The sequence below is a fragment of the Oceanicola sp. D3 genome, assembly GCF_006351965.1.
Lineage (GTDB): Bacteria > Pseudomonadota > Alphaproteobacteria > Rhodobacterales > Rhodobacteraceae > Vannielia.
On record NZ_CP040932.1, the window covers coordinates 3,929,187 to 3,948,386 of the forward strand.

The window sequence follows — 19,200 nt, forward strand, 5'->3', positions numbered from 1 at the left end:
TTGAGTCGGCACATCCGAAGCAAGAAGGAGGAGCATTCTTATGCCCCGCATCGAAGACGCAAAGATTCTGATGATCGCCACCAACGGCTTCGAGCAGTCCGAGCTCGAATTTCCGCGTGACCAACTCCGCGCCAAGGGGGCCACGGTTCATGTGGCCACGCTTGACGGCAAGCCGATCACTGGTTGGGAAGGCGCCAACTGGGGCCGAGAGGCCGAGGCAGACGCCGAAATCTCTAGCGTTGCCTCTGCCGATTATGACGCCCTCGTCATCCCCGGCGGCCAGATCAACCCCGACCTGCTGCGCGTCGAGATCGACGTGCTCAAGCTGGTGCGCGATTTCCACGACACCGGCAAAACCATTGCCGCCGTCTGCCACGCCCCTTGGGTGCTGATCGAGGCTGGCATTGTCGAGGGCCGCGAGATGACCTGCTACAATTCCATCAAGACCGACCTGAAGAACGCAGGCGCTCATTACGTCGACCGCGAAGTGGTGGCCGACAATGGAATCGTGACCTCTCGCAAGCCTGACGACCTCAAGGCCTTCGTCTCCAAGATCGTTGAGGAGATCGAAGAAGGCGAACATTCCCGCAAGGCGGCCTGACGGCGCGCCACGAGCGGCCCAAAAGGAGCGGCAAGGTTAAGGCCTTGCCGCTACCGGCCCCCACAGCCTTTTTAGCCCAAAAACAGGGTTTTTCCGACATATTTCTTGCGTAACAGGGGCTTAAGTCCGATATGGCCGCACTTGCCCCTACGTCCACACGTTTCCACTGGCCTTACGATCGCCCGGATTTCCCCGGTATTGTCCGGCTCCCGTCCCATTTGCGCCCGAATTGATGGCCATACCCAAGCTCGGAAATAACACGAGCAAAGGTAGTGCGGTATGGATCGTCTGACCGAAATGGAAGCCTTCGCCACGGTCGTAGACCAAGGCGGCTTCACAGATGCGGCCAAGAAAATGGGGATCTCGAAATCCGCCGTCTCAAAACACGTCTCCTCTCTGGAGGCCCGGCTCGGTGCGCGCCTGCTCAACCGCACCACGCGCCGCGTGTCTCCCACCGAGATCGGCCTTGCCTATTACGACCGCGCCCGCCGCGTGCTCAATGACGCGGGCGAAGCCGATGCGCTGGTCACCTCCATGCAATCGGCCCCCTCCGGGCTGCTGCGCATTTCCGTCGCCACCGACTTCGGGGTCAACCACCTCAGCCCCGTGCTGGGCGAGTTCCTCCGCGAATTTCCGGACATTACCGTCAATATGGTGCTCAACAACCGCTACGTCGAGCTGATCTCGGAAGGCTTCGATATGGCCATCCGCATCGGCGAGCTGGAAGACAGCACCCTGCGCGCCCGCAAGCTGGCCGACACCACCAAACGCATGATCGCCTCGCCCGCCTATTTCGAAAAATATGGCCGCCCCGAAAAGATCGACGATCTGAACGAGCACAAGCTGCTGCATTATTCCAACCAGTCCTCCGGCAACGTCTGGAAGCTCGCCGCCCCCTCGGGCGAAAAGCGTCAGGTCCGCACCGCCGGCTGGCTCACCGTCAACGACGGCCAGTCGCTGCTCAACGCCGCAATCTCCGGCCTCGGCATCGCCTACCTGCCCAACTTCCTCTACTGCGAGGCCGAGAAAGAGGGCCTTGTGCAAGAGGCCATCCCCGATCTTCCGGTCGAGATGCTGGGCATCTACGCCGTTTACCCGCCCGGCCGCTTCACCCAGCCGAAGGTCCGCGCGTTCATTGATTTCCTGGTCCAGAGTTTCGCAACGAAGGGCCCGGATACCTGGTAAGCCACTGGCTTGCCAATGTTTCCCCAGAAGACAAACTCGGCCGGGCGCATTGCCCGGCCTATTTTCTTTAGAGCGGCACCGCCCCCTGCTCGAACTGCGCCGCAAACTCCGGTGACGGCGGGATCGGGGTGATCACGTCAATCAGCACGCCGCCCGGATCAGCGGTGATGAAATGCCGCTGGCCGCCCCCGCCATCCCCCGCGAGGACGCCTCGAAGGGCGGACGAGCGGCCCGATTATTCCGTTGATGAAAGAATGGCCTCCACCCGCCGATTGGCCTGCCGGCCCTTCTCGGTCAGGTTTGAGGTGAGCGGCGACAGAAAGCCCACGCCCTCGGCCTTGATCTGGCTGCCCGGCACGCCCAGCGCCGTCAGCCGCGCCTGCACCGCCCCGGCGCGCTTTTTCGACAGGGCGATATTGCCCGCCAGCGAGCCCTCGGCATCAGTATGGCCCACCAGCACAACAGAGCGCTCCGGGTGGGTCTTCAGGTAGCCCGCCAGCAGATCGAGCGAGGTATAATCGCCCGCCTCCAGCCGCGAGGACCCGGTGGGAAAATCCAGATCTTCCAGCACTGCACGGCCATGAATCTCAAGCTGTTGGGTGAGCGGCATCGCCGTGGTGCTCGGGGCCGTGAGCCCCACCGGCGGCCCGGCCACCTCATCCTGATCCGGCTCCACGGCAAGGTCAGGCGCGGCAATGTCGGGGTTCTTGGTCGAGGCCACCAGCACATCGGCCTCCGCCTCTTCCGGCCCGACGCGGGTGATCTGCACAAACCCCCGGCCCGACGAGCGGCTCACGAGGAAGGACACATACTCAGGCCGCTCCTCGCCCATCCGATGCGCGGCCATGAAGCGATAATCGCCAAGGTCCACATGCATATCCGGCTCGGGGATGTTCTCGGTGGCATAGCGAAAATCAAAGCCGCCGCACTCCCGCGCCTCGCATTCAAAGATCACCTCAAAGCCCGCCGCTTCCACCTGCTCGCGCAGCGGCGCGAGCAATTGCAGCGTTGTCATCCCCCGCGTCTGCACCTGCCAGGCCTGCTGGCGCACCTGCCCCTCGGCCCAAAGGCTCTGGATGTCGCCGTTGCGGAAGGGGCTGATCGCAACACGGTAGCTGCCAAAGCTCTCCACCTGCTCCGCCGTCTGGCGGGCACCGGCCGGAAACTCCAGCCTGAGGGCATCGGCAACGCCCGCACAGGGGGCAAACAGCGTTGCGGCCAGAAGGGCCAGTCGAAGGGTCATCGGTTTTGGCCGTGATACTCCGGGTTCGGTTGCATTTCCGTTGCCGTCGCCACACGGTTGGTCATGTTGAAGAAGCCAGCAACCGAGGCGATATCCCAGATGTCCCGGTCGCTCCAACCGACAGCGCGCAGCAGGGCGCGGTCTTCATCATCCACCTTGGCGCACGATTCTGTCAATTTTGCAGCGAAATCGAGCATTTTGCGCTGCTTCTCGGGCAGGTCGGCCACCCGGTAATTCATCACCATCTGCTCCCCCAGCGCCGGGTCGCCGCTGAGGGCCCGCACCGCCTGCCCGTGGGCGACAAGACAGTAGAAGCAATGGTTGATCGAAGAGACGACCACCGCGATCATCTCGCGCTCCAGTTTGGTCAGCCCGCTGTCGGCCAGCATCAGGTCATTGTAGAGCGCGGTGAAGGCGTTCAGCTTGTCGATATCAAAGGCATAGGCCTTCAGCACATTGGGCACGAGGCCCAGCTTTTCCTCGCAAATGTCGAAGTACTTCGCCGTATCCTCGGGCAGCGGGTCGACCATGGGAAGGTCGAGCGCTGTCACGCTCTCAGTCTTTGCCAAATCTCTGCCTCTCATCGGGCCTCTTGTCGGGCCTGCCCCTGACGATACAGGTAGTGGCCCACCAAATCCATTTCTAACCGTTCATACAACGCATTTGCCGCGGCATTCTGTTGCGTGACGAGAACTGTCATCCAGCGTGCGCCATGATCTTGTGCCCAACGCGCCGCGCCACGCATCATGTTGACGGCGGCCCCTTGCCGACGCATCACGCTGCGCACCTCCAGCGCGTGCAACATGGCAATATCGCCATCCAAGGCCACAAAGGCTGTGCCCGCCGGCGTGTCATTCGCGCGGCCCAGCAGCGCCGTTTTCGGCCCTTTCGCCCGCTCCATCACCGCCACCCGCTCCGGGCCAATGCCGCCTTCGGCCCACATCTCGCGTTGAATGGTCAGCGGCGGAAATTCCACCGCAAAGACCCGAACAGGCGGCAAGGCGCCCGCCGCGAGGCGCTCAACCGGGGCGAGGCGAATGTTGGTTGGGTCTTTCGACACGTAGCCCGCCGCCTCCAGCCGCGCCTCCAGCCGCGCCTGCTCGCCCCGCAGCCGCACCAGCGGGGTCTGCCCCAGCGCCGCTTGGGCGGCTTCCATCTCCGATAGATCGGCCTCTTCATCTGCCGTTGTGGCCGATGACACCCGGCTTCCGCCCCCGGCCCCCTCGCGCACCCGCCACGCCCCGGCCTCCACCATGCTTGCTGCGGGCCATGTGGCATCAAGCGCGGCGAAGAGGGCGTCAAGGTCGGGTGTCACGTGCCAAAAAGCTCCGCCAGCCGTACCATCGCCGCATCCAGCCGCGCGGCATCCTGCCCGCGCACCACGATGTTGGTGCCATAGGCCCCGTCCTGCTGAAACGGGTAGGAGCCAAACGACAGGTCCGCAAATTCCTCCGCCAGCGCGCCCAGCGGATCAGCCACTACGCCCTCGCCCTGCATCACCCGCAGGCTCTGGCTGAGCAGCGGTGCGCCACCTTCCAGCGTGGCCAGCACGCCCGCCACCATCGCTTCAAACACGCTCGGCACCCCGGCCATCACATGCACGTTCTCAAGGGTGAAACCCGGCGCAATGCTCACCGGGTTCTCGATCAGCGCCGCGCCTTCCGGCACCCGCGCCATCCGCTTGCGCGCCTCGGTAAATTCAACGCCCCGCGCCGCGTAGTGATCGCCCAGCAGCTTCAGCGCATCGGCGCGCTGCGGCGCGGTGGTGCCAAAGGCGGCGGCCACCGCTTCGGCGGTAATGTCATCATGGGTGGGGCCAATGCCGCCGGAGGTGAACACATGGTCAAAGCGCAGCGACAGCGCCTGAACGGCGGCCACAATCGCGCCCCGCTCATCGCTCACCACCCGCACTTCGCGCAGGTCGATCCCCCGTTTGGTCAACTCCCCCGCCAAGTGGTGCATGTTGCTGTCACGGGTGCGGCCAGAGAGGATCTCGTCGCCAATCACCAGCATCGCGGCGGTCGGGTTATTCATGGGTGGTCGTTCCTTGAGCCTTCCTGCCTGCCGGTATAGGCCCGCCCCATGCGCTTCGCCACCCCCCTCGTCCCGGCCCGCCTGCTGCGCCGCTACAAGCGGTTCCTCGCCGATGTTCAGCTGGAAGATGGCCGCGAGGTGGTGGCCCATTGCCCCAACCCCGGCGCGATGACCGGGCTGGCCGAGCCGGGCACCCGGGTTTGGCTGGAGCCCAACGATGATCCGAAGAAGAAGCTGAAATTCGGCTGGCGTCTGGTGGAGCACGAGAGCGGCCACTTCACCGGCATAGACACCGCCCTGCCCAATCGCGCGCTGGCCGAGGCGCTGCGGGCCGGCACCGTGCCCGGCCTCACCGGCTACGCCGAGATCCGCGCCGAAGTCCCCTATGGCGAGAAAAGCCGGGTGGATTTCCTGCTCACCGGCACCGGCCCCGCCTGCTACCTCGAAATCAAGAGCGTCACCCTCATGCGCCAACCGGGCCTCGCCGAGTTCCCCGATACCGTCACCGCCCGCGGCGCCCGCCACATGGCCGACCTCGCCGCCATGGCCGCGCAGGGCCACCGCGCCGTGGTGCTCTTCCTCGTCCAACGCACAGACGCCACCCGCGTCTCCGTCGCCGCCGATATCGACCCGGCCTATGCTGAGGCCTTCAACGCCGCCCGCGCCGCCGGGGTCGAGGCCATGGCGCTCTCATGCAGCATAACGCCCGAGGCGATCACCCCGGGCGCACCGCTTCCGCTACTGTAGGGTGGGCAATCTGCCCACCACCCCGGCAGCCCTCACTCGGCGGCCATCGTGTAAACCGTCCGCGTCGGGAAGGGGATGTCGATATCCGCGCTGTCCAGCGCCTCTTTCACCTTGCGGGTGATATCCGCCTTGTAGGCAAAGTAATCGCCCGCATCGACCCAGACCCGCACGAGGAAATCCACCGAACTGTCGCCAAGGTTCGTCACCTGAAAGAACGGCTCAGGATCGGTCTTGGAGCGGCTGTCAGCCATGATCGTGTCGCGGATCACCTGCTCCGCCTTCGCAAGGTTCGCACCATAGCCCACGCCAAAGGTCCACTCCGCGCGGCGGGTCTTGTTGGTGGAGTAATTCTTGATCGTGTTGCCCCAGACATCGCTGTTGGGCACGATCACCTGCACATTGCTGAGGTCGGCAATTTCGGTGGTGTTCAGCGTGATGTCCTTCACCGTGCCCATCTGCCCGTTGATCTCCACGAAATCCCCCATCTTGAACGGCCTGAACACGATGATCATCACGCCCCCCGCCACGTTCGAGAGCGTGCCCTGCAACGCAAGGCCAACCGCCAGACCGGCGGCACCGATCGCGGCGATGATCGAGGTGGTCTGCACCCCGAAGGTGTTGAGAATGATCAGGAAACAGAACCCAAGGATCACCCAGCGCACGATATTGCCAAGGAAGTGGAACAGCGTGTCATCCAGCTTCGGGTTCTTCTCGGCAATGGCGACGATCCGCCGTTTCACCCACCCGGCGATAACGAAACCGACAATCAAGATCAGGATCGCCGTCACCACGCTGCCGAGGATGGAGGCCAGGAACCCTATCGTCAGATAGTCCCCCAACACCTTGTCCGCCCCTACAGGCGTGCTCATCAGATCGTTCAGAAATTCCATGCCGGTATGTCCCGTCTTTCCCTTGCGTCACATGACATATGCGGCGCAAAAAACGCCGTGTTCACAATGCCTCAACGCCGCCATGTCAAAAAACGTTCCGGCTTGAAAGCGGAAGTGGCCAGAGCCGACCTAGCGTTTCGCGGTCAAAGGGCCTATTTGGTGAGAGAAACTCCAAGAGACGATGTTATGATGGATGAAACGCGCGAGCGGCTGACACGAGACGGTATTCGCATTCACGCGGCGGAAGACTTCGCCGGGATGCACGCAGCAGGCAAGCTGGCCGCAGAAATTCTGGATGCCTGCATTCCCCTTGTGGTGCCCGGCGCCACCACCGGCGAGATCGACGCAGAGATCGAGCGGCGGGTCAACGACGCCGGGGCCAAATCGGCCACCATCGGCTACAAGGGCTACAAGCACGCCTCCTGCATCTCGGTAAACCACGTGGTCTGCCACGGCATCCCCGGCGAGAAAAAGCTGAAGGATGGCGACATTCTCAACATCGACGTCACGGTGATTGTCGATGGCTGGTTTGGCGATACCTCGCGCATGTTCGTGGCCGGCAATCTCTCTCGAAAGTCCGAGCGGCTGATCGAGGTGACCCATGATGCGCTGATGCACGGCATCGAGGCGGCCCGCCCGGGCAAAACCTTCGGCGACATCGGCCATGCGATCCAAAGCTATGTCGAAAGCCACCGCATGAGCGTGGTGCGCGATTTCTGCGGCCACGGGCTGGGCCGGGTGTTTCACGCCCCGCCCAACGTGCTGCACTATGGCCGCCCCGGCACCGGCCCTGTGCTGGAAGAGGGCATGTTTTTCACCATCGAACCGATGGTCAACCTCGGGCGCCCCGAAACCAAGGTTCTGTCAGATGACTGGACAGCCGTGACCCGCGACAAGTCGCTCTCGGCACAGTTCGAGCATTCTGTCGGCATCACCGCCGATGGGGCAGAGATTTTCACGCTCTCGCCCGCAGGCCGCTTCCACCCCACCTACAGCTAACCGGCCCCGCCATAAAGCCCCGCCGCCATTGTGTGGCGCATCACAGCCTAGCGCTTCCGCCCCCGCGGCTCCGGCTTGGGGGCGGGCTTTGTCTCTGCCGTCCGCCCACGCGGCGCACGCGGCTTGTAGCCCGTCGGCTCCACCGGAAAGCGCCCGTCAATCCGCCAAACCCGCGCGCGGTCGGGGTGCGCCATCGAAAACATCGGCTCCGCCACAACCCCGCCAAACCGCGCCTCGTGAATGTACACCGAGCGCCGCGCAATCAGCGCAATCACCCCGGAGCATTCGCGCACCGCGTCACTGTCTTCGTCCGCATAGCGCCAGCCAAACCCGCCATAAAGCGCGGTATTCCCGGTCACGATTGTCCGCCCCTCGCCATCGGTCGCCGTCTTCACGCAATCGCGGCAGAAGTACCAAGGATAGCGGAGAAAAACCTTCTGCGGTGCGCCGCAGCCGGGGCAGAAGTGGTCCGGGAGTGCCGGTTTGTCAGCCAAGTCCCAACCCCTCCAACCCTGCGCGCAGCTCGCGCATCGAGCGCACCAAGGGCACGTCCAGCGCCGCCATCTTCTCGGCATTGCCATGTTCGACATAGCCGAAAAACCGCATCCCGGCGGCCTTTGCCGCCGCCGCGCCCACCGGGCTGTCATCCACCATCACAGCCCGCGCCGGATGCACCCCGGCAGCCTCCGCCGCCTTCAGCAGCAGTCCCGGCTGTGGCTTGGCAGTGCCATGATCATGGGCCGAAAAGATCCGCCCGCCCAACCGCACGAACAGCCCCGACGCGCCAAGCGAGCCCTGCATCTTGCGCATCGGTCCGTTGGAGGCCACCGCCACCTGCACGCCCGCGCCTTCAAGCCAGTCCAGCATCTCCGCCGTGCCCTCGCTCAACGGCACGCCCGCGTCCATCAGCACAAAAACCTTTTCATAAAGGCTGTCGGTCCACCCCTCGGGCAGCTTTGCCCCCGCCTCGCGCAAGCGCCGCTCCACATCAGCCAGCGTGCCGCCCACGAAACGGTCATGGAAGTCGTCCGGCGCAACCTCAAAGCCATGCCCCGCAAGGTCTTCCACCGCCAACGCCGCCAATGGCCCCTCGCTGTCCACCAGCACGCCATCGCAGTCAAAAATCACAAGTTCCGGGGTCATTGGCGCTCCATCAGGGTTATATGCGTGTCGCCATAGGCCCTGTGGCCCTCCAGCGCAAACCCCTCCGGCGGCTCCATCGGCGCGGCTTCTTCCCAAACGATCAGCGCCCCCTCGGCAATCCAGCCGCCCCCCACGGCAGAGGCCAGCGCCCGCTGCCCGAGGCCCTTGCCATAGGGCGGATCAAGAAACACGAGGTCAAACGCCGCGCCCCGGTTCTCGCCCATCCGGCAGGCATCGCGGCGATAGAGCTTCACCTCGCCCATCGCGCGCAGCTTCTCGATGTTTTCCCGAATGAGCGCCCGCGCCTTGTGCCCGTCATCCACCGCCGTCACATGGCTCGCGCCCCGGCTCAGGGCTTCCAGCCCCAGCGCCCCGGTCCCGGCGAAGAGGTCGAGCACCCGCGCGCCTTCCACGCCGCCCCGGCTCGCCAGCACGTTGAAAAGCGCCTCCCGCACCCGGTCGGACGTGGGCCGCAAATGCGCCCCCGCATCGCCCTTGCCCAGCGCCGCCAGCGCCGTGCCGCGAAACTTGCCACCAACGATCCTCACGCCTTCAGCAGCGCCTTCAGCTCGGTCGCCGGGTCGGCCAGCGCCGCCTTGTCGGGGCTCTTGCCAGCCTCGATCAGCCGCTTGCCCACCATGTAGGCCCGTGGATCGTTCAGCGCATCCACCGCCCGCAGCTCGTCGCCGCAGTAATACCAAAAGCTCACCGCATCGCCCTCGCCCCGGGTGACGATCTCGTCATAGCCGGTGTTCAGCCCGGCGATTTGCAGCTTGGTGTCATACTGGTCGCTCCAGAACCATGGGCGGGCGACATAGGGCTTCTCCGCCCCCAGCATATTGGCCGCCACCACCTCCGCCTGGTCAATCGCATTGCCCACCGACTCCAGCCGGATGCGCCCGTCCTTCCACGGAAAAGACGCACAATCCCCGGCGGCAAAAATCGCCGGGTCCGAAGTGCGGCCGAACGCATCGGTCTTGATCCCGTTGTCCAGGATAAGCCCGCCCAGCTCGGCAATCTGGGTACAGGGGGTGATGCCCACGCCCACAATCACAACGTCCGCCGCCAGTTCTTCGCCATCGGTCAGCAACGCGCCACTCACACGGCCCTCGCCAATCAGCTTCTCCAGCCCGGTGCCCTCGCGGATGTCGACGCCATGGCTCTTGTGCAGCGCGCGGAAGTAATCCGAGGTCTGCGGCGCGGCAACCCGCTGCAAAATCCGGTCGGCCATCTCCACCAGCGTCACATCCAGCCCCAGCTTGGCGCACACCGCCGCCGCCTCCAGCCCGATGTAACCACCGCCGATGATCAGCGCCTTCTTGCCCGCGCCCAGCTCCGGCTGCATCCGGTCGATGTCAGCCAGCGTGCGCACGGTGAACACACCGTCGAGATCACCGCCAATCGCCGCAGGCAGGCGGCGCGGGGTGCTGCCCGTTGTCAGCGCCAGCATGTCGTATTTCACCCGCTCCTCGCCCAGATGCACCTCCCGGTGCTCGCGGTCGATCCCCGTCACCTGCGTGCCCAGCTTCAGGGTGATGTTCTGCTCGGCATAAAACTCTTCGCTGCGCAGGTAGAGCCGCTCAATGTCCATCTCGCCCAGCAGGTAGGCCTTGCTCAGCGGCGGGCGTTGATAGGGCACCACCGGCTCCTCGCCGATCAGTGTAATACCGCCCTCATGGCCCAACGCCCGCAGCTTGCTCACCAGCGACGACCCCGCCTGCCCTGCCCCGATCACGACGATATCCATGGCCATACTCCCTTGCATTCCGGCGCTTCAGCGGCAACTCATGACCTGAATGCCGCGAACAGCAAATAGAAAATGGGAGACAATCATGCAAATCTCGGTCGGCGACACGCTACCATCGGCAACTTTCGTGCGGATGGGCGCTGAGGGGCCCGAACAAGTGGCCCTGAAAGACATCACCACCGGCAAGAAGGTCGTAATCTTCGGCCTGCCCGGCGCTTTCACCGGCGTCTGCTCCACATCCCACATGCCCAGCTTCATCGACAACATGGACAAATTGCGCGAGGCCGGCGTGGCCGAGGTGATCTGCGTGTCGGTCAACGATCCCTTCGTGCTGGACGCATGGGCAAAGGACACCGGCGCCGACAAGGCCGGCATCCACCTGCTGGGCGACGCCGAGGCGAGCTTCACCAAAGAAATCGGCATGGCCTTCACCGCCCCGCCCGTCGGCCTGATCGACCGCTCCCAGCGCTACGCCCTCATCGCCTACGACAACGTGGTGCAAACCCTCAACATCGAGAACAGCCCCGGCGAATGCTCGATCTCCGGCGGCAACGCGATCCTCGACGCGCTGTAAACCTTGCCCCGCCATCCTCGGCCCAAGCCCGGGGATGGCAGCACAAAACCCCGTAGGGTGGGCAATCTGCCCACCACCCCGGCTACCCCACCAGCCGCTCCAACTCTGCCGCCCCCGCATCCGATCTTGGAAACAGCCCCCGAGGCTCCCATATCGAATGGATGAACGACCCCGAGCGCAACGCAGCCCTGAAAAGGGCAGAGCGCATTCAAGAACAAGAGGATTTCTCTTTCACCGTGTCCGTGGCATGGGCCAGCTGGCTCTTCATGCTGCTGATCTGCATCTTCGCGCCTGACACCGTGCTCGACACGTACAGAGGCGCGCTCATTCCGGTGGCTGTCGTCGTCCTGCCACCCGCGCTGCTCTGCCACCAGTATAGAAACCGAAAAGCCCGCCACGCCGAGCCGCCCGACGATGACGGCGCTCGCAAATGTAGGGTGGGCAATCTGCCCACCACCCCGGCTACCCCGCCAACCGCTCCATCACCGAAGCCAGCGCCAAATCCTTCTCCGTCAGCGCCTTTTCCGAATGCGTCGTCAACCGCACCTCGACCTTGTTCCAAGAATTCGACCAATCCGGATGATGGTCCGCCTTCTCTGCGGCCAGCGCCACCCGCGCCATCCAGCCGAAAGCCTCCGAGAAATTCCGGAACTTAAAACTCTTCGCCAGAACCTCCCCGTCCTTCTCCCAGCCCGCAGCCAGCAACTCCTCAAGGGTCAATCCTGCTCCTCCCGATACTCGCGCCTGAACGGCCCGTAGCCCGTCAGCACTTCAATCTCGTAATCCACCGCCCGGGCCTCCTCTTCCAGAAAATCCGCAATCGCCCGCCTGAAGCCCTCGTCGGCCACCCAATGCAGCGAGTGCGTCTCCTTCGGCAAATACCCCCGCGCCAGCTTGTGCTCGCCCTGCGCCCCGGCCTCCACCCGCGCCAGCCCGCGCGCAATCGCCTCCTCGATGGCCACGTAGTAGCACAGCTCGAAATGCAGGCAGGGGTGGTGCTCGGTGCAGCCCCAATACCGGCCAAACAGCGCGTCGCGCCCGATGAAGTTGAGCGCGCCGGCCACATAGGCCCCGTCACGTTCGGCCAGCACCAAAAGCACGTCATCGCGCATCCCGGCCTGCACCTCGTCAAAGAACGACCGCGTCAGGTAGGGCGAGCCCCATTTCCGCGCCCCGGTGTCCTGATAAAACTGCCAGAAGGCATCCCAATGCTCCGGCTCGATCTGCTCGCCGGTCAGCCGCAGGATACGCCCGCCAAACCCCTGCGCCTGCCGCCGCTCCTTTCGGATCATCTTGCGCTTGCGGCTGCTCAGATCGGCGAGAAACCCGTCAAAATCCGCATAGCCCCGGTTCTCCCAATGAAACTGCTGCCCCCGCCGGTGCATCAGCCCCATCTGCGCGCCCGCCTCGGCCTCTTCCTCGGTGCAAAACGTGGCATGCACGCCAGAAAGCCCGGCCTTCGCCGCCACCTGCACCGCGCCCTGCACCAGCGCGCTCATCCCGATCCGCTCCCAGCCGGGCTTCACCAAAAAGCGCCGTCCCGGCACCGGGGTGAAGGGCGCGGCAATCTGCAATTTCGGGTAATATTCACCCCCAGCCCGCTCAAAGGCATGGGCCCAAGAGTGGTCAAACACATACTCACCCTGGCTGTGAAACTTGGCATACATCGGCGCGCAGGCGATCAGCTCTTCGCCCGCCCGCGCCAGCAGGTAGGTCGGCTGCCAACCGCTGCGCCCGCCCACCGAGCCACTGTCTTCCAGCGCCTTCAAAAACCGATAGGTGGTAAACGGGTCTTCAGCCCGCCCGCCGCCCGGCGCGGCGCAGGCGTCCCAATCCTCGGGCGTCACCGCGCCGAGGCTGTCTATCGTTTCAACGCTGATCTCGCGGGAGCCGTCCATATCTGCCAAACTCGTTGCGCCGCAGCGCGGCGTCAAGCGGCGGCGTAGCCCTCAAAGGTCACATTGGCGGCAATCTTGCGCGCCTCGGCCTCTTCCGCTGCGCTGCGGATCGTCCAGCACAGGATGGCGTAGCCGTTCCTACCCGCCGCCGTGACGGGAGCCGCGGCCAGATCGGTGAACTGATGCGAGATGAAACTGGCCCCGATGCGGGCAAGCTCCTGCAGAAAGGCGGTTTCGGGAAAGCCGTGATCGGGGAGGCTGGGCGAGGGGTTTGCGGTGAAGGCCTCTGTGGTGAGCCCGCGCGGAATCTCCGGCGCCAAAGAGGCAAGGGCGGCAACCGAATGCGGGTTGAAGCTCATCAGCGCTACCTCGCCCGCGTAGCCTTCAAGCGCGGCCGCCGTGGCCGCTTCCAGCGCGCCCACATTCTCGCCATATGCCCCGTCCTGATCCTTGACCTCGATCAGCAGCGGCACCCGGCCGTCCACCAGCGCCAGCACCTCCGCCAGCGTCGGAATGCCCTCGCCGCCATCGGTGAGCATGATCTGCCCCAGCTCCTCCGCCGTCCGCTGCGCCACCGGCCCGGTCTCGCCGGTCAGGCGGCTCAGCGCATAGTCGTGGAACACCATCGGCACGCCATCCTTCGAGGGCTGGATGTCCAATTCGATCCCGTAGCCCGCCTCAATCGCCGCTGCAAAGGCCGCGCGCGAGTTTTCCACCCGCCCCGCGGCCCGGTCATGGTAGCCCCGGTGCGCGATGGGGCGGGTCAAAAAGGCGTCGGGCAGGCTCATTTCAGCTTGAAGATCCCCTCGATCTCCACCGCCACCCCAAAGGGCAGCGAGGCCGCGCTGACAGCCGAGCGCGCATGCCGCCCTGCGTCACCGAGCGCTTCCACGAGGAAATCGGACGCGCCGTTCACCACCTTTGGCTGCTCGCCAAAATCGGCGGTCGAGTTGACGAAGGCCGTCAGCTTCACCACCCGCTCCAGCTTGTCGAGATCGCCCCCACAGGCCGCCTTCACCTGCGCCAGCAGGTTCACCGCGCACACCTTCGCAGCGGCCACACCGGCCTCCACGCCCATGTCGTCGCCCAGCTTGCCCTTGATCATCTCGCCGTTCTCCATCGAGATTTGGCCACTGACATAAAGCAGCCCGCCCGCCTCTACATAGGGCACATAGTTGGCCGCAGGGGCGCTGGCTTCGGGCAGGGTAACGCCAAGCTCTGCAAGGCGGGTTTCATAGGTTCCGGGCATGGGTACATCTCCTTTTCGGGCGGACCATGGCCGCACCCCGGCACCCCGTCAAGCTACCTGCGCCGCAGCCGCGCCATCAGCCGCTGCCAGCCCCCCGGCGCCAACGGCACGCTCAGGAACAACCCGGCAAAGAACCCGCCGATATCCCCGATCCAGTCGTTCCCCGCACCAAAGAGCACGCCGAACACCAGTTGAAACACCAGCAGCACCCCGATCAGCGTAAAGGCCCGATACTGGCTTTCGCCCATATGGCCGTAATGCACCCACAGGATGTAGGTATAGCCGCCAATCAGCGCATAAGCCCCCGGAAACGCGCCATAAAGCGCCCCGCCCCCGGCCAGCAGCCAAAACGCCAGCGCCCCGGCCACCGTCCCGGCAAAGAACAGCACCACCACCGCCACCTGCCCCAGCACCTCGCCCACCATCTTGCCCAGCGCCAGCGTGAACACCGCAGCAAACAGCATATGGGTGAACCCGCCATGCACGAACGGATAGGTCACTGTCCGCATCAACTGGCTGGCCGGATACTCGCCCCGCTCCACCATCATCCCCATGATCTCGCCGGAAAAGGCAAACCGCTGCAACGCGAAGATCCGCGCATCATCCCCACCCCGGGTGTTGCCCACAATCCCGGCCTGGCTCAGCATAAACCACAGCTCTGCCGCCCCCATCAAGCCAACCAGCGCCAGCACCACCGGCGGCACGGCGTTGAACGGCGAGGCATTGTGATCCCAGTCCATGACGACCTCTTGTTGAACTTTCCCGCCCCCGTGGGTAAGCGAGCAGGGCAGATTTGACCAGACAAGGCACGCCCCATGTCCGACACCAGCTTCACCCCCCGCGTCTTCTCGGGCATCAAGCCCTCCGGCGGGCTCACCCTCGGCAACTACCTCGGCGCCATCAAGCGCTGGGTGGACATGCAGGAGGAGGGGACGGAAAGCATCTATTGCGTCGTCGACCTTCACGCCATCACCGTCTGGCAAGACCCGGCAGAGCTGCGCACCGCGACCTATGAGGTCGCCGCCGGCATGCTCGCCTCCGGCATCGACCCGTCAAAGTCGATCCTCTTCAACCAGAGCCAGGTGCCCGAGCACGCCGAGCTGGGCTGGATCTTCAACTGCGTCGCCCGCGTTGGCTGGATGAACCGGATGACCCAGTTCAAGGAAAAGGCCGGCAGCAACGCCGAGAAGGTCTCGCTTGGCCTCTACGCCTACCCCTCGCTGATGGCGGCTGACATCCTGCTCTACCACGCCACCCACGTCCCCGTGGGCGAGGACCAAAAACAGCACGTCGAGCTGACCCGCGACATCGCCGCCAAGTTCAACCACGACTACAAGGTCGATTTCTTCCCGATGACCGAGCCGGTGATCGAAGGCCCCGGCATGCGGGTGATGAACCTGCGCGACGGCTCCAAGAAGATGTCCAAGTCCGGCGAAAGCGACATGGAGCGGATCAACATGCTCGATGACGCCGACACGATTGCCAAGAAGTTCAAGAAGGCCCGCACAGACCCGGCCCCCCTCCCCGAAACCCCCGAGGGCCTGAAAGACCGCCCCGAAGCCAAAAACCTCGTCGACATCTACGCCTCCCTGTCGGGCGGCACGCAAGAGTCGGTGATCGCGGAATATGCGGGCGCAGGCTGGGGCCAATTCAAACCCACCCTCGCGGATTTGGCGGTAGAGAAACTGGCGCCCATCAGCGACGAAATGCGCCGCCTGATGGCCGACCCCGCAGAGATCGACCGCCTGCTGATGGTAGGCCGAGACCGCGCCCGCGAGATTGCGGCACCGGTGCTGGCAAAGACCCACGAGATCGTGGGGCTGGTGCGGAGTTGACGGGCAAATCCGCCCCCGGAAGACACTGTATCAGTGCCCGGCGGCACAGCGAAGCGTTACGTTTTGGGCACACGCGGCCGGACCGGGTTCTCCAGCGGCGCTCGTGCGTTCAAAGGACGTTAACAGCACCATACGCGCAGTTCTGATCAGGGCGACGGCGGCCGGAACATGAGAGGACTGATATCCTGAACGATGTTATCACAGAGCGCCAGCCGTCCCCCCAAGAGGAGCGCCGCGCATGACGAGCCTGCGGCGCTTGCTCCTGTGCGGCCTGATTGCCCTGTCCCTTTCCGGCTGTCGGCCATACCCGGACCGCCTCTTGATCGAGGGGGCATCGGCCCATCGCGGCGCGTGGCCAATTCTCTACGGTGAAAGCACCATCAACGGGAGGCGGCTCTTCGCCTTTGGTGAGGGACGGGCAGACTTGAGGATGCCGCCACCCACCGACAGCAGCGTCCTCGCTCTGGCCCTATACTGGGCGGAATATCATTCCGGCGAGAGCTGGGTTGCCGAGGTCGAACTCCCGCTGACCCTCGCAGATCGTTTTCAGGGCACCGCAAACCTGAAGGTCGTCATCGGTCGCATGGGCGCAATCGAGATCATGAGCGGACCCTTCGGAGAGGAGGAACTCCGGAGCACTGGAGTGATCTGTGGAACGCGCACGCCCGAGTTGGATGCGACATACACGGCGGAGATAGAGTATCTCGCCAAAAGCGACGGCTGGGACGCCCCGGGGCAGCCCTCTACTGCGGCGCCGGCAAGCCCCTGTGAAGGCAGGTAATCCTGATGGACGTTGAACCTGGTCCGCTTCTCGCGGAGGCCGAAGATCTCCAGGATGCTGGTGCCATCGGTATGTAGGGCGCAGCTGCCCGGTGATGCGCGCGGGATATGGCGTATTCGTTGATGGCACCGGGAACCACGAAGGAAACTACCTGCCCAGTCTGATGGCCGACCCGGCAGAGATCGACCGGCTGCTGATGGTAGGCCGAGACCGCGCCCGCGAGATTGCGGCACCGGTGCTGGCAAAGACCCACGAGATTGTGGGGCTGGTGCGGGGTTGAAGGAATGCAGCCGCTCTTTGGAGGTGCCTGATTCGACCAGCCCGCGGCAGAAACCTTATCGGCCCGCGCCACCTTCGCATTATTGCACACCTTTGGCGCACACGCGTAGAATTGCGCAAAATCACAGGCCCGCCTATCTTTGCCTCAAGCAACTGAAAGGCCCCAAAATGACCCGCTCCGTCACCCCCGTTCATCCCGGCACCCGCATTGGGCACGTCCATCTCAAGGTCGCCGATCTCGATCGTGCCCTCGCCTTCTATTCCGGCGTGCTCGGCTTTGAGCTCACGCAGAAATACGGCACCGAGGCCGCCTTCCTTTCCGCTGGCGGTTACCACCACCACATCGGCCTCAACACATGGCAGAGCAAGGGCGGCACCCCGCCGCCTCCGGGCACCACCGGGCTGTTTCACACCGCCATCCTCTACCCCACCCGCGCCGCCCTCGCGGATGCACTCAAGCGCCTGATTGAAAATGACATTCCGCTTGATGGCGCCTCCGATCACGGCGTTAGCCAGGCCCTCTATCTGCGGGATCCGGACCAGAACGGAGTGGAGCTTTACTGGGATCGCGCCCCCGAAGATTGGCCCCGCGATGCCGATGGCAACCTCGCCATGGTCACGGCCCCGCTCAACCTTGAGGCGTTGCTGGACGAGGCCACCGAAACAGCCTGACCGCTGTTACAGATCTGTCACCCAACCGTCACCCCAAGGACTCCTCCCTCTCCTAGGGTGCCGGCAAGGGAGCGAGGCCGCCAACCTCCTCGCCCCACGCCCGAGGCGGCTCCCCTCCGCCGGCCCAACGGCAGTCCCCGCCAAGGCCGGCCCTTCGCCCCGGGCAGAGCGACCCAACTCCTGTCCCCCGGAGCCATTCCGCTCTTGTCCCCCGGCCTTCCCCGAGGCCGGGGGCCCTCCCCTCTGGACCTTGCCGCGCCGCACCCCTAGGTTCGCCCGGCAAAGGAGGCCCGCCATGGCGACCGGAACCAACATTCGCACTTATTTTGAAGGCACTTGGCACGAAGGCGACGTGATGATCATGCGCGCCGCCGACCATGGGGCCTGGCTTGGCACGACCGTGTTTGACGGCGCGCGCTTCGTCGATGGCCTTGCGCCCGACCTTGAGGCGCACCTTGCCCGCGTCAACCGCTCCGCCGAGGCCCTGATGATCCGCCCCACGGTCTCGACCGAGGAGATGCTGGAGATCGCCTGGGAGGGGTTGAAGCTCTACCCGAAAGATGCCGCCGTCTACATCCGCCCGATGTATTGGGGCATCGAAAGCGGCCATATGGGCATCCTGCCCGCCGAAGCCGATGGCGGCTTTGCCCTTTGCCTTGAAGAGGTGCCTATGGCCCCGCCCGAGGCCACCGTGCGGCTCACCACCACGCAGTTCCGCCGCCCGGTGATCGAAAGCGCGGTCTGCAACGCCAAGGCGGGCTGCCTCTATCCCAACAACGCGCGCATGCTGGCCGAGGCCAAGGCCAAGGGCTATGACAACGCGCTGGTCGCCGATGTCATGGGCAACGTGGCCGAAAGCGCCACCGCCAATGCCTTCATGGTGAAAGATGGCGAGGTCTTTACCCCCATCCCCAACGGCACCTTCCTGTCGGGGATCACCCGGGCGCGGCACATCTCCAACCTCAAGGCAGACGGGGTGAAAGTGCATGAATGCGTCCTCAGCTTTGATGACTTCCGCGCGGCGGATGAGGTGTTTCTCTCCGGCAACCTGATGAAGGTAACGCCGGTGGTGGAGTTCGACGGCACCCACTACCAGCACGGCCCCGTCACCCGCCGCACCCGCGAGCTCTATTGGGACTGGGCCCGATCCGCCTGATCGGCCAGTGCGAGGGCAAAGCGGCACCGCCCCGCCCGAGGGTGGCGCAAGCCGTTTTCGGCAGTACTGGTTTTGCGGATGGGGCGGATTGCAGTTACTCGCCCCAACGCCATAGTGCCATCACCATGCACCGCCCCCTCTTCCTTCAACTTAGCCCGCCTGCCCCA

At 64.6% G+C, this 19,200-nt stretch carries 23 protein-coding genes and 1 pseudogene; 10 read left to right on the plus strand and 14 right to left on the minus strand.

All coding sequences use genetic code 11. The features are described from left to right. The first annotated feature begins 40 nt into the window (after positions 1 to 40). Both FHY55_RS19745 and FHY55_RS19750 read left to right on the plus strand, forming a co-directional pair. Positions 41 to 601 (plus strand): type 1 glutamine amidotransferase domain-containing protein, encoded by a 561-nt coding sequence (locus FHY55_RS19745; protein ID WP_140015822.1) that lies wholly within the window; start codon positions 41 to 43, stop codon positions 599 to 601. Between the two features lie 279 nt (positions 602 to 880). After that, complete coding sequence (locus FHY55_RS19750; protein WP_140015823.1) at positions 881 to 1,786, plus strand: LysR family transcriptional regulator; 906 nt, start codon at positions 881 to 883, stop codon at positions 1,784 to 1,786. A gap of 235 nt (positions 1,787 to 2,021) precedes the next feature. Here the strand turns inward: FHY55_RS19750 and FHY55_RS19760 are convergent, their stop codons facing one another. The 4 genes from FHY55_RS19760 to FHY55_RS19775 are packed head-to-tail and all read right to left on the minus strand — an operon-like array spanning position 2,022 to position 5,063. After that, entirely contained in the window at positions 2,022 to 3,029 is a 1,008-nt protein-coding gene (locus FHY55_RS19760; RefSeq protein ID WP_140015824.1) for an OmpA family protein, read from the minus strand. Further along, on the minus strand, positions 3,026 to 3,613 hold the full coding sequence (locus FHY55_RS19765; RefSeq protein ID WP_140015825.1) for a peroxidase-related enzyme: 588 nt from the start codon (positions 3,611 to 3,613) through the stop codon (positions 3,026 to 3,028). Before FHY55_RS19765 ends, FHY55_RS19760 begins: the two co-directional genes overlap by 4 nt. Continuing rightward, positions 3,610 to 4,344: an N-acetyltransferase gene (locus FHY55_RS19770; RefSeq protein ID WP_140015826.1), complete on the minus strand. Its 735-nt coding sequence runs from the start codon at positions 4,342 to 4,344 to the stop codon at positions 3,610 to 3,612. Before FHY55_RS19770 ends, FHY55_RS19765 begins: the two co-directional genes overlap by 4 nt. Beyond that, positions 4,341 to 5,063, minus strand: coding sequence for a molybdopterin-binding protein (locus FHY55_RS19775; protein ID WP_140015827.1), 723 nt, complete (start codon positions 5,061 to 5,063; stop codon positions 4,341 to 4,343). Before FHY55_RS19775 ends, FHY55_RS19770 begins: the two co-directional genes overlap by 4 nt. A gap of 48 nt (positions 5,064 to 5,111) precedes the next feature. On the opposite strand from FHY55_RS19775, the gene sfsA reads away from it, so the two are divergent. Continuing rightward, positions 5,112 to 5,810: a DNA/RNA nuclease SfsA gene (sfsA, locus tag FHY55_RS19780; protein ID WP_140015828.1), complete on the plus strand. Its 699-nt coding sequence runs from the start codon at positions 5,112 to 5,114 to the stop codon at positions 5,808 to 5,810. 32 nt (positions 5,811 to 5,842) lie between these two features. Here the strand turns inward: sfsA and FHY55_RS19785 are convergent, their stop codons facing one another. Next, positions 5,843 to 6,700, minus strand: a complete 858-nt coding sequence (locus FHY55_RS19785; protein ID WP_140015829.1) for a mechanosensitive ion channel family protein — start codon at positions 6,698 to 6,700, stop codon at positions 5,843 to 5,845. Between the two features lie 189 nt (positions 6,701 to 6,889). Here FHY55_RS19785 and map point away from each other — a divergent pair, with 189 nt between their 5' ends. Beyond that, positions 6,890 to 7,699 carry a type I methionyl aminopeptidase gene (gene map / locus FHY55_RS19790; RefSeq protein ID WP_140016207.1) on the plus strand — a complete coding sequence of 270 codons (810 nt, stop codon included), beginning with the start codon at positions 6,890 to 6,892 and terminating at the stop codon, positions 7,697 to 7,699. Between the two features lie 47 nt (positions 7,700 to 7,746). Here the strand turns inward: map and FHY55_RS19795 are convergent, their stop codons facing one another. The 4 genes from FHY55_RS19795 to FHY55_RS19810 are packed head-to-tail and all read right to left on the minus strand — an operon-like array spanning position 7,747 to position 10,589. Continuing rightward, entirely contained in the window at positions 7,747 to 8,193 is a 447-nt protein-coding gene (locus FHY55_RS19795) for a hypothetical protein (RefSeq protein ID WP_140015830.1), read from the minus strand. Further along, on the minus strand, positions 8,186 to 8,842 hold the full coding sequence (locus FHY55_RS19800; RefSeq protein WP_140015831.1) for an HAD family phosphatase: 657 nt from the start codon (positions 8,840 to 8,842) through the stop codon (positions 8,186 to 8,188). Before FHY55_RS19800 ends, FHY55_RS19795 begins: the two co-directional genes overlap by 8 nt. Further along, a complete protein-coding gene (gene rsmD / locus FHY55_RS19805) occupies positions 8,839 to 9,390 on the minus strand; it encodes a 16S rRNA (guanine(966)-N(2))-methyltransferase RsmD (protein ID WP_140015832.1) in 552 nt (183 codons plus the stop codon). The genes FHY55_RS19800 and rsmD overlap by 4 nt, the downstream gene beginning before the upstream one ends. Then, positions 9,387 to 10,589 carry an NAD(P)/FAD-dependent oxidoreductase gene (locus FHY55_RS19810; RefSeq protein ID WP_140015833.1) on the minus strand — a complete coding sequence of 401 codons (1,203 nt, stop codon included), beginning with the start codon at positions 10,587 to 10,589 and terminating at the stop codon, positions 9,387 to 9,389. The genes rsmD and FHY55_RS19810 overlap by 4 nt, the downstream gene beginning before the upstream one ends. 85 nt (positions 10,590 to 10,674) lie before the next feature. Here FHY55_RS19810 and FHY55_RS19815 point away from each other — a divergent pair, with 85 nt between their 5' ends. After that, complete coding sequence (locus FHY55_RS19815) at positions 10,675 to 11,163, plus strand: peroxiredoxin (protein ID WP_140015834.1); 489 nt, start codon at positions 10,675 to 10,677, stop codon at positions 11,161 to 11,163. Positions 11,164 to 11,625: 462 nt separating this feature from the next. Here the strand turns inward: FHY55_RS19815 and FHY55_RS19820 are convergent, their stop codons facing one another. Genes FHY55_RS19820 through FHY55_RS19840 form a run of 5 tightly spaced genes read right to left on the minus strand, consistent with a single transcriptional unit; the run spans position 11,626 to position 15,050 of the window. Beyond that, positions 11,626 to 11,883: a 4a-hydroxytetrahydrobiopterin dehydratase gene (locus FHY55_RS19820; RefSeq protein WP_140015835.1), complete on the minus strand. Its 258-nt coding sequence runs from the start codon at positions 11,881 to 11,883 to the stop codon at positions 11,626 to 11,628. Beyond that, positions 11,880 to 13,061 (minus strand): GNAT family N-acetyltransferase, encoded by a 1,182-nt coding sequence (locus tag FHY55_RS19825; RefSeq protein ID WP_140015836.1) that lies wholly within the window; start codon positions 13,059 to 13,061, stop codon positions 11,880 to 11,882. Before FHY55_RS19825 ends, FHY55_RS19820 begins: the two co-directional genes overlap by 4 nt. 32 nt (positions 13,062 to 13,093) lie before the next feature. Beyond that, complete coding sequence (locus tag FHY55_RS19830; RefSeq protein ID WP_140015837.1) at positions 13,094 to 13,849, minus strand: glycerophosphodiester phosphodiesterase family protein; 756 nt, start codon at positions 13,847 to 13,849, stop codon at positions 13,094 to 13,096. Further along, positions 13,846 to 14,310: a RidA family protein gene (locus FHY55_RS19835; RefSeq protein WP_140015838.1), complete on the minus strand. Its 465-nt coding sequence runs from the start codon at positions 14,308 to 14,310 to the stop codon at positions 13,846 to 13,848. Before FHY55_RS19835 ends, FHY55_RS19830 begins: the two co-directional genes overlap by 4 nt. Positions 14,311 to 14,363: 53 nt before the next feature. Next, entirely contained in the window at positions 14,364 to 15,050 is a 687-nt protein-coding gene (locus FHY55_RS19840; RefSeq protein ID WP_140015839.1) for a rhomboid family intramembrane serine protease, read from the minus strand. A 75-nt stretch (positions 15,051 to 15,125) separates the two neighbouring features. Between FHY55_RS19840 and trpS the strand changes: the two genes are divergently transcribed. The 5 genes and pseudogenes from trpS to FHY55_RS19865 all read left to right on the plus strand — a co-directional run bounded on the left by trpS (position 15,126) and on the right by FHY55_RS19865 (position 19,033). Beyond that, complete coding sequence (gene trpS / locus FHY55_RS19845) at positions 15,126 to 16,145, plus strand: tryptophan--tRNA ligase (RefSeq protein WP_140015840.1); 1,020 nt, start codon at positions 15,126 to 15,128, stop codon at positions 16,143 to 16,145. Between the two features lie 238 nt (positions 16,146 to 16,383). Next, positions 16,384 to 16,926: a hypothetical protein gene (locus FHY55_RS19850; RefSeq protein WP_140015841.1), complete on the plus strand. Its 543-nt coding sequence runs from the start codon at positions 16,384 to 16,386 to the stop codon at positions 16,924 to 16,926. A 160-nt stretch (positions 16,927 to 17,086) separates the two neighbouring features. Then, positions 17,087 to 17,206, plus strand: a pseudogene (locus FHY55_RS19855) (tryptophan--tRNA ligase); the annotation flags it as partial. A 167-nt stretch (positions 17,207 to 17,373) separates the two neighbouring features. Next, complete coding sequence (locus FHY55_RS19860) at positions 17,374 to 17,877, plus strand: VOC family protein (protein WP_140015842.1); 504 nt, start codon at positions 17,374 to 17,376, stop codon at positions 17,875 to 17,877. 295 nt (positions 17,878 to 18,172) lie between these two features. Continuing rightward, on the plus strand, positions 18,173 to 19,033 hold the full coding sequence (locus FHY55_RS19865; RefSeq protein WP_140015843.1) for a branched-chain amino acid aminotransferase: 861 nt from the start codon (positions 18,173 to 18,175) through the stop codon (positions 19,031 to 19,033). Positions 19,034 to 19,200 lie beyond the last annotated feature (167 nt).

Bases quoted from the DNA above. Each gene is read 5' to 3' on its own strand.
- FHY55_RS19745 (WP_140015822.1), top strand. From the start codon at position 41: ATGCCCCGCATCGAAGACGCAAAGATTCTGATGATCGCCACCAACGGC.
- FHY55_RS19750 (WP_140015823.1), top strand. From the start codon at position 881: ATGGATCGTCTGACCGAAATGGAAGCCTTCGCCACGGTCGTAGACCAA.
- FHY55_RS19760 (WP_140015824.1), bottom strand. From the start codon at position 3,029: ATGACCCTTCGACTGGCCCTTCTGGCCGCAACGCTGTTTGCCCCCTGT.
- FHY55_RS19765 (WP_140015825.1), bottom strand. From the start codon at position 3,613: ATGAGAGGCAGAGATTTGGCAAAGACTGAGAGCGTGACAGCGCTCGAC.
- FHY55_RS19775 (WP_140015827.1), bottom strand. From the start codon at position 5,063: ATGAATAACCCGACCGCCGCGATGCTGGTGATTGGCGACGAGATCCTC.
- sfsA (WP_140015828.1), top strand. From the start codon at position 5,112: ATGCGCTTCGCCACCCCCCTCGTCCCGGCCCGCCTGCTGCGCCGCTAC.
- FHY55_RS19785 (WP_140015829.1), bottom strand. From the start codon at position 6,700: ATGGAATTTCTGAACGATCTGATGAGCACGCCTGTAGGGGCGGACAAG.
- map (WP_140016207.1), top strand. From the start codon at position 6,890: ATGGATGAAACGCGCGAGCGGCTGACACGAGACGGTATTCGCATTCAC.
- FHY55_RS19800 (WP_140015831.1), bottom strand. From the start codon at position 8,842: ATGACCCCGGAACTTGTGATTTTTGACTGCGATGGCGTGCTGGTGGAC.
- FHY55_RS19810 (WP_140015833.1), bottom strand. From the start codon at position 10,589: ATGGATATCGTCGTGATCGGGGCAGGGCAGGCGGGGTCGTCGCTGGTG.
- FHY55_RS19815 (WP_140015834.1), top strand. From the start codon at position 10,675: ATGCAAATCTCGGTCGGCGACACGCTACCATCGGCAACTTTCGTGCGG.
- FHY55_RS19825 (WP_140015836.1), bottom strand. From the start codon at position 13,061: ATGGACGGCTCCCGCGAGATCAGCGTTGAAACGATAGACAGCCTCGGC.
- FHY55_RS19830 (WP_140015837.1), bottom strand. From the start codon at position 13,849: ATGAGCCTGCCCGACGCCTTTTTGACCCGCCCCATCGCGCACCGGGGC.
- FHY55_RS19835 (WP_140015838.1), bottom strand. From the start codon at position 14,310: ATGCCCGGAACCTATGAAACCCGCCTTGCAGAGCTTGGCGTTACCCTG.
- FHY55_RS19840 (WP_140015839.1), bottom strand. From the start codon at position 15,050: ATGGACTGGGATCACAATGCCTCGCCGTTCAACGCCGTGCCGCCGGTG.
- trpS (WP_140015840.1), top strand. From the start codon at position 15,126: ATGTCCGACACCAGCTTCACCCCCCGCGTCTTCTCGGGCATCAAGCCC.
- FHY55_RS19850 (WP_140015841.1), top strand. From the start codon at position 16,384: ATGACGAGCCTGCGGCGCTTGCTCCTGTGCGGCCTGATTGCCCTGTCC.
- FHY55_RS19860 (WP_140015842.1), top strand. From the start codon at position 17,374: ATGACCCGCTCCGTCACCCCCGTTCATCCCGGCACCCGCATTGGGCAC.
- FHY55_RS19865 (WP_140015843.1), top strand. From the start codon at position 18,173: ATGGCGACCGGAACCAACATTCGCACTTATTTTGAAGGCACTTGGCAC.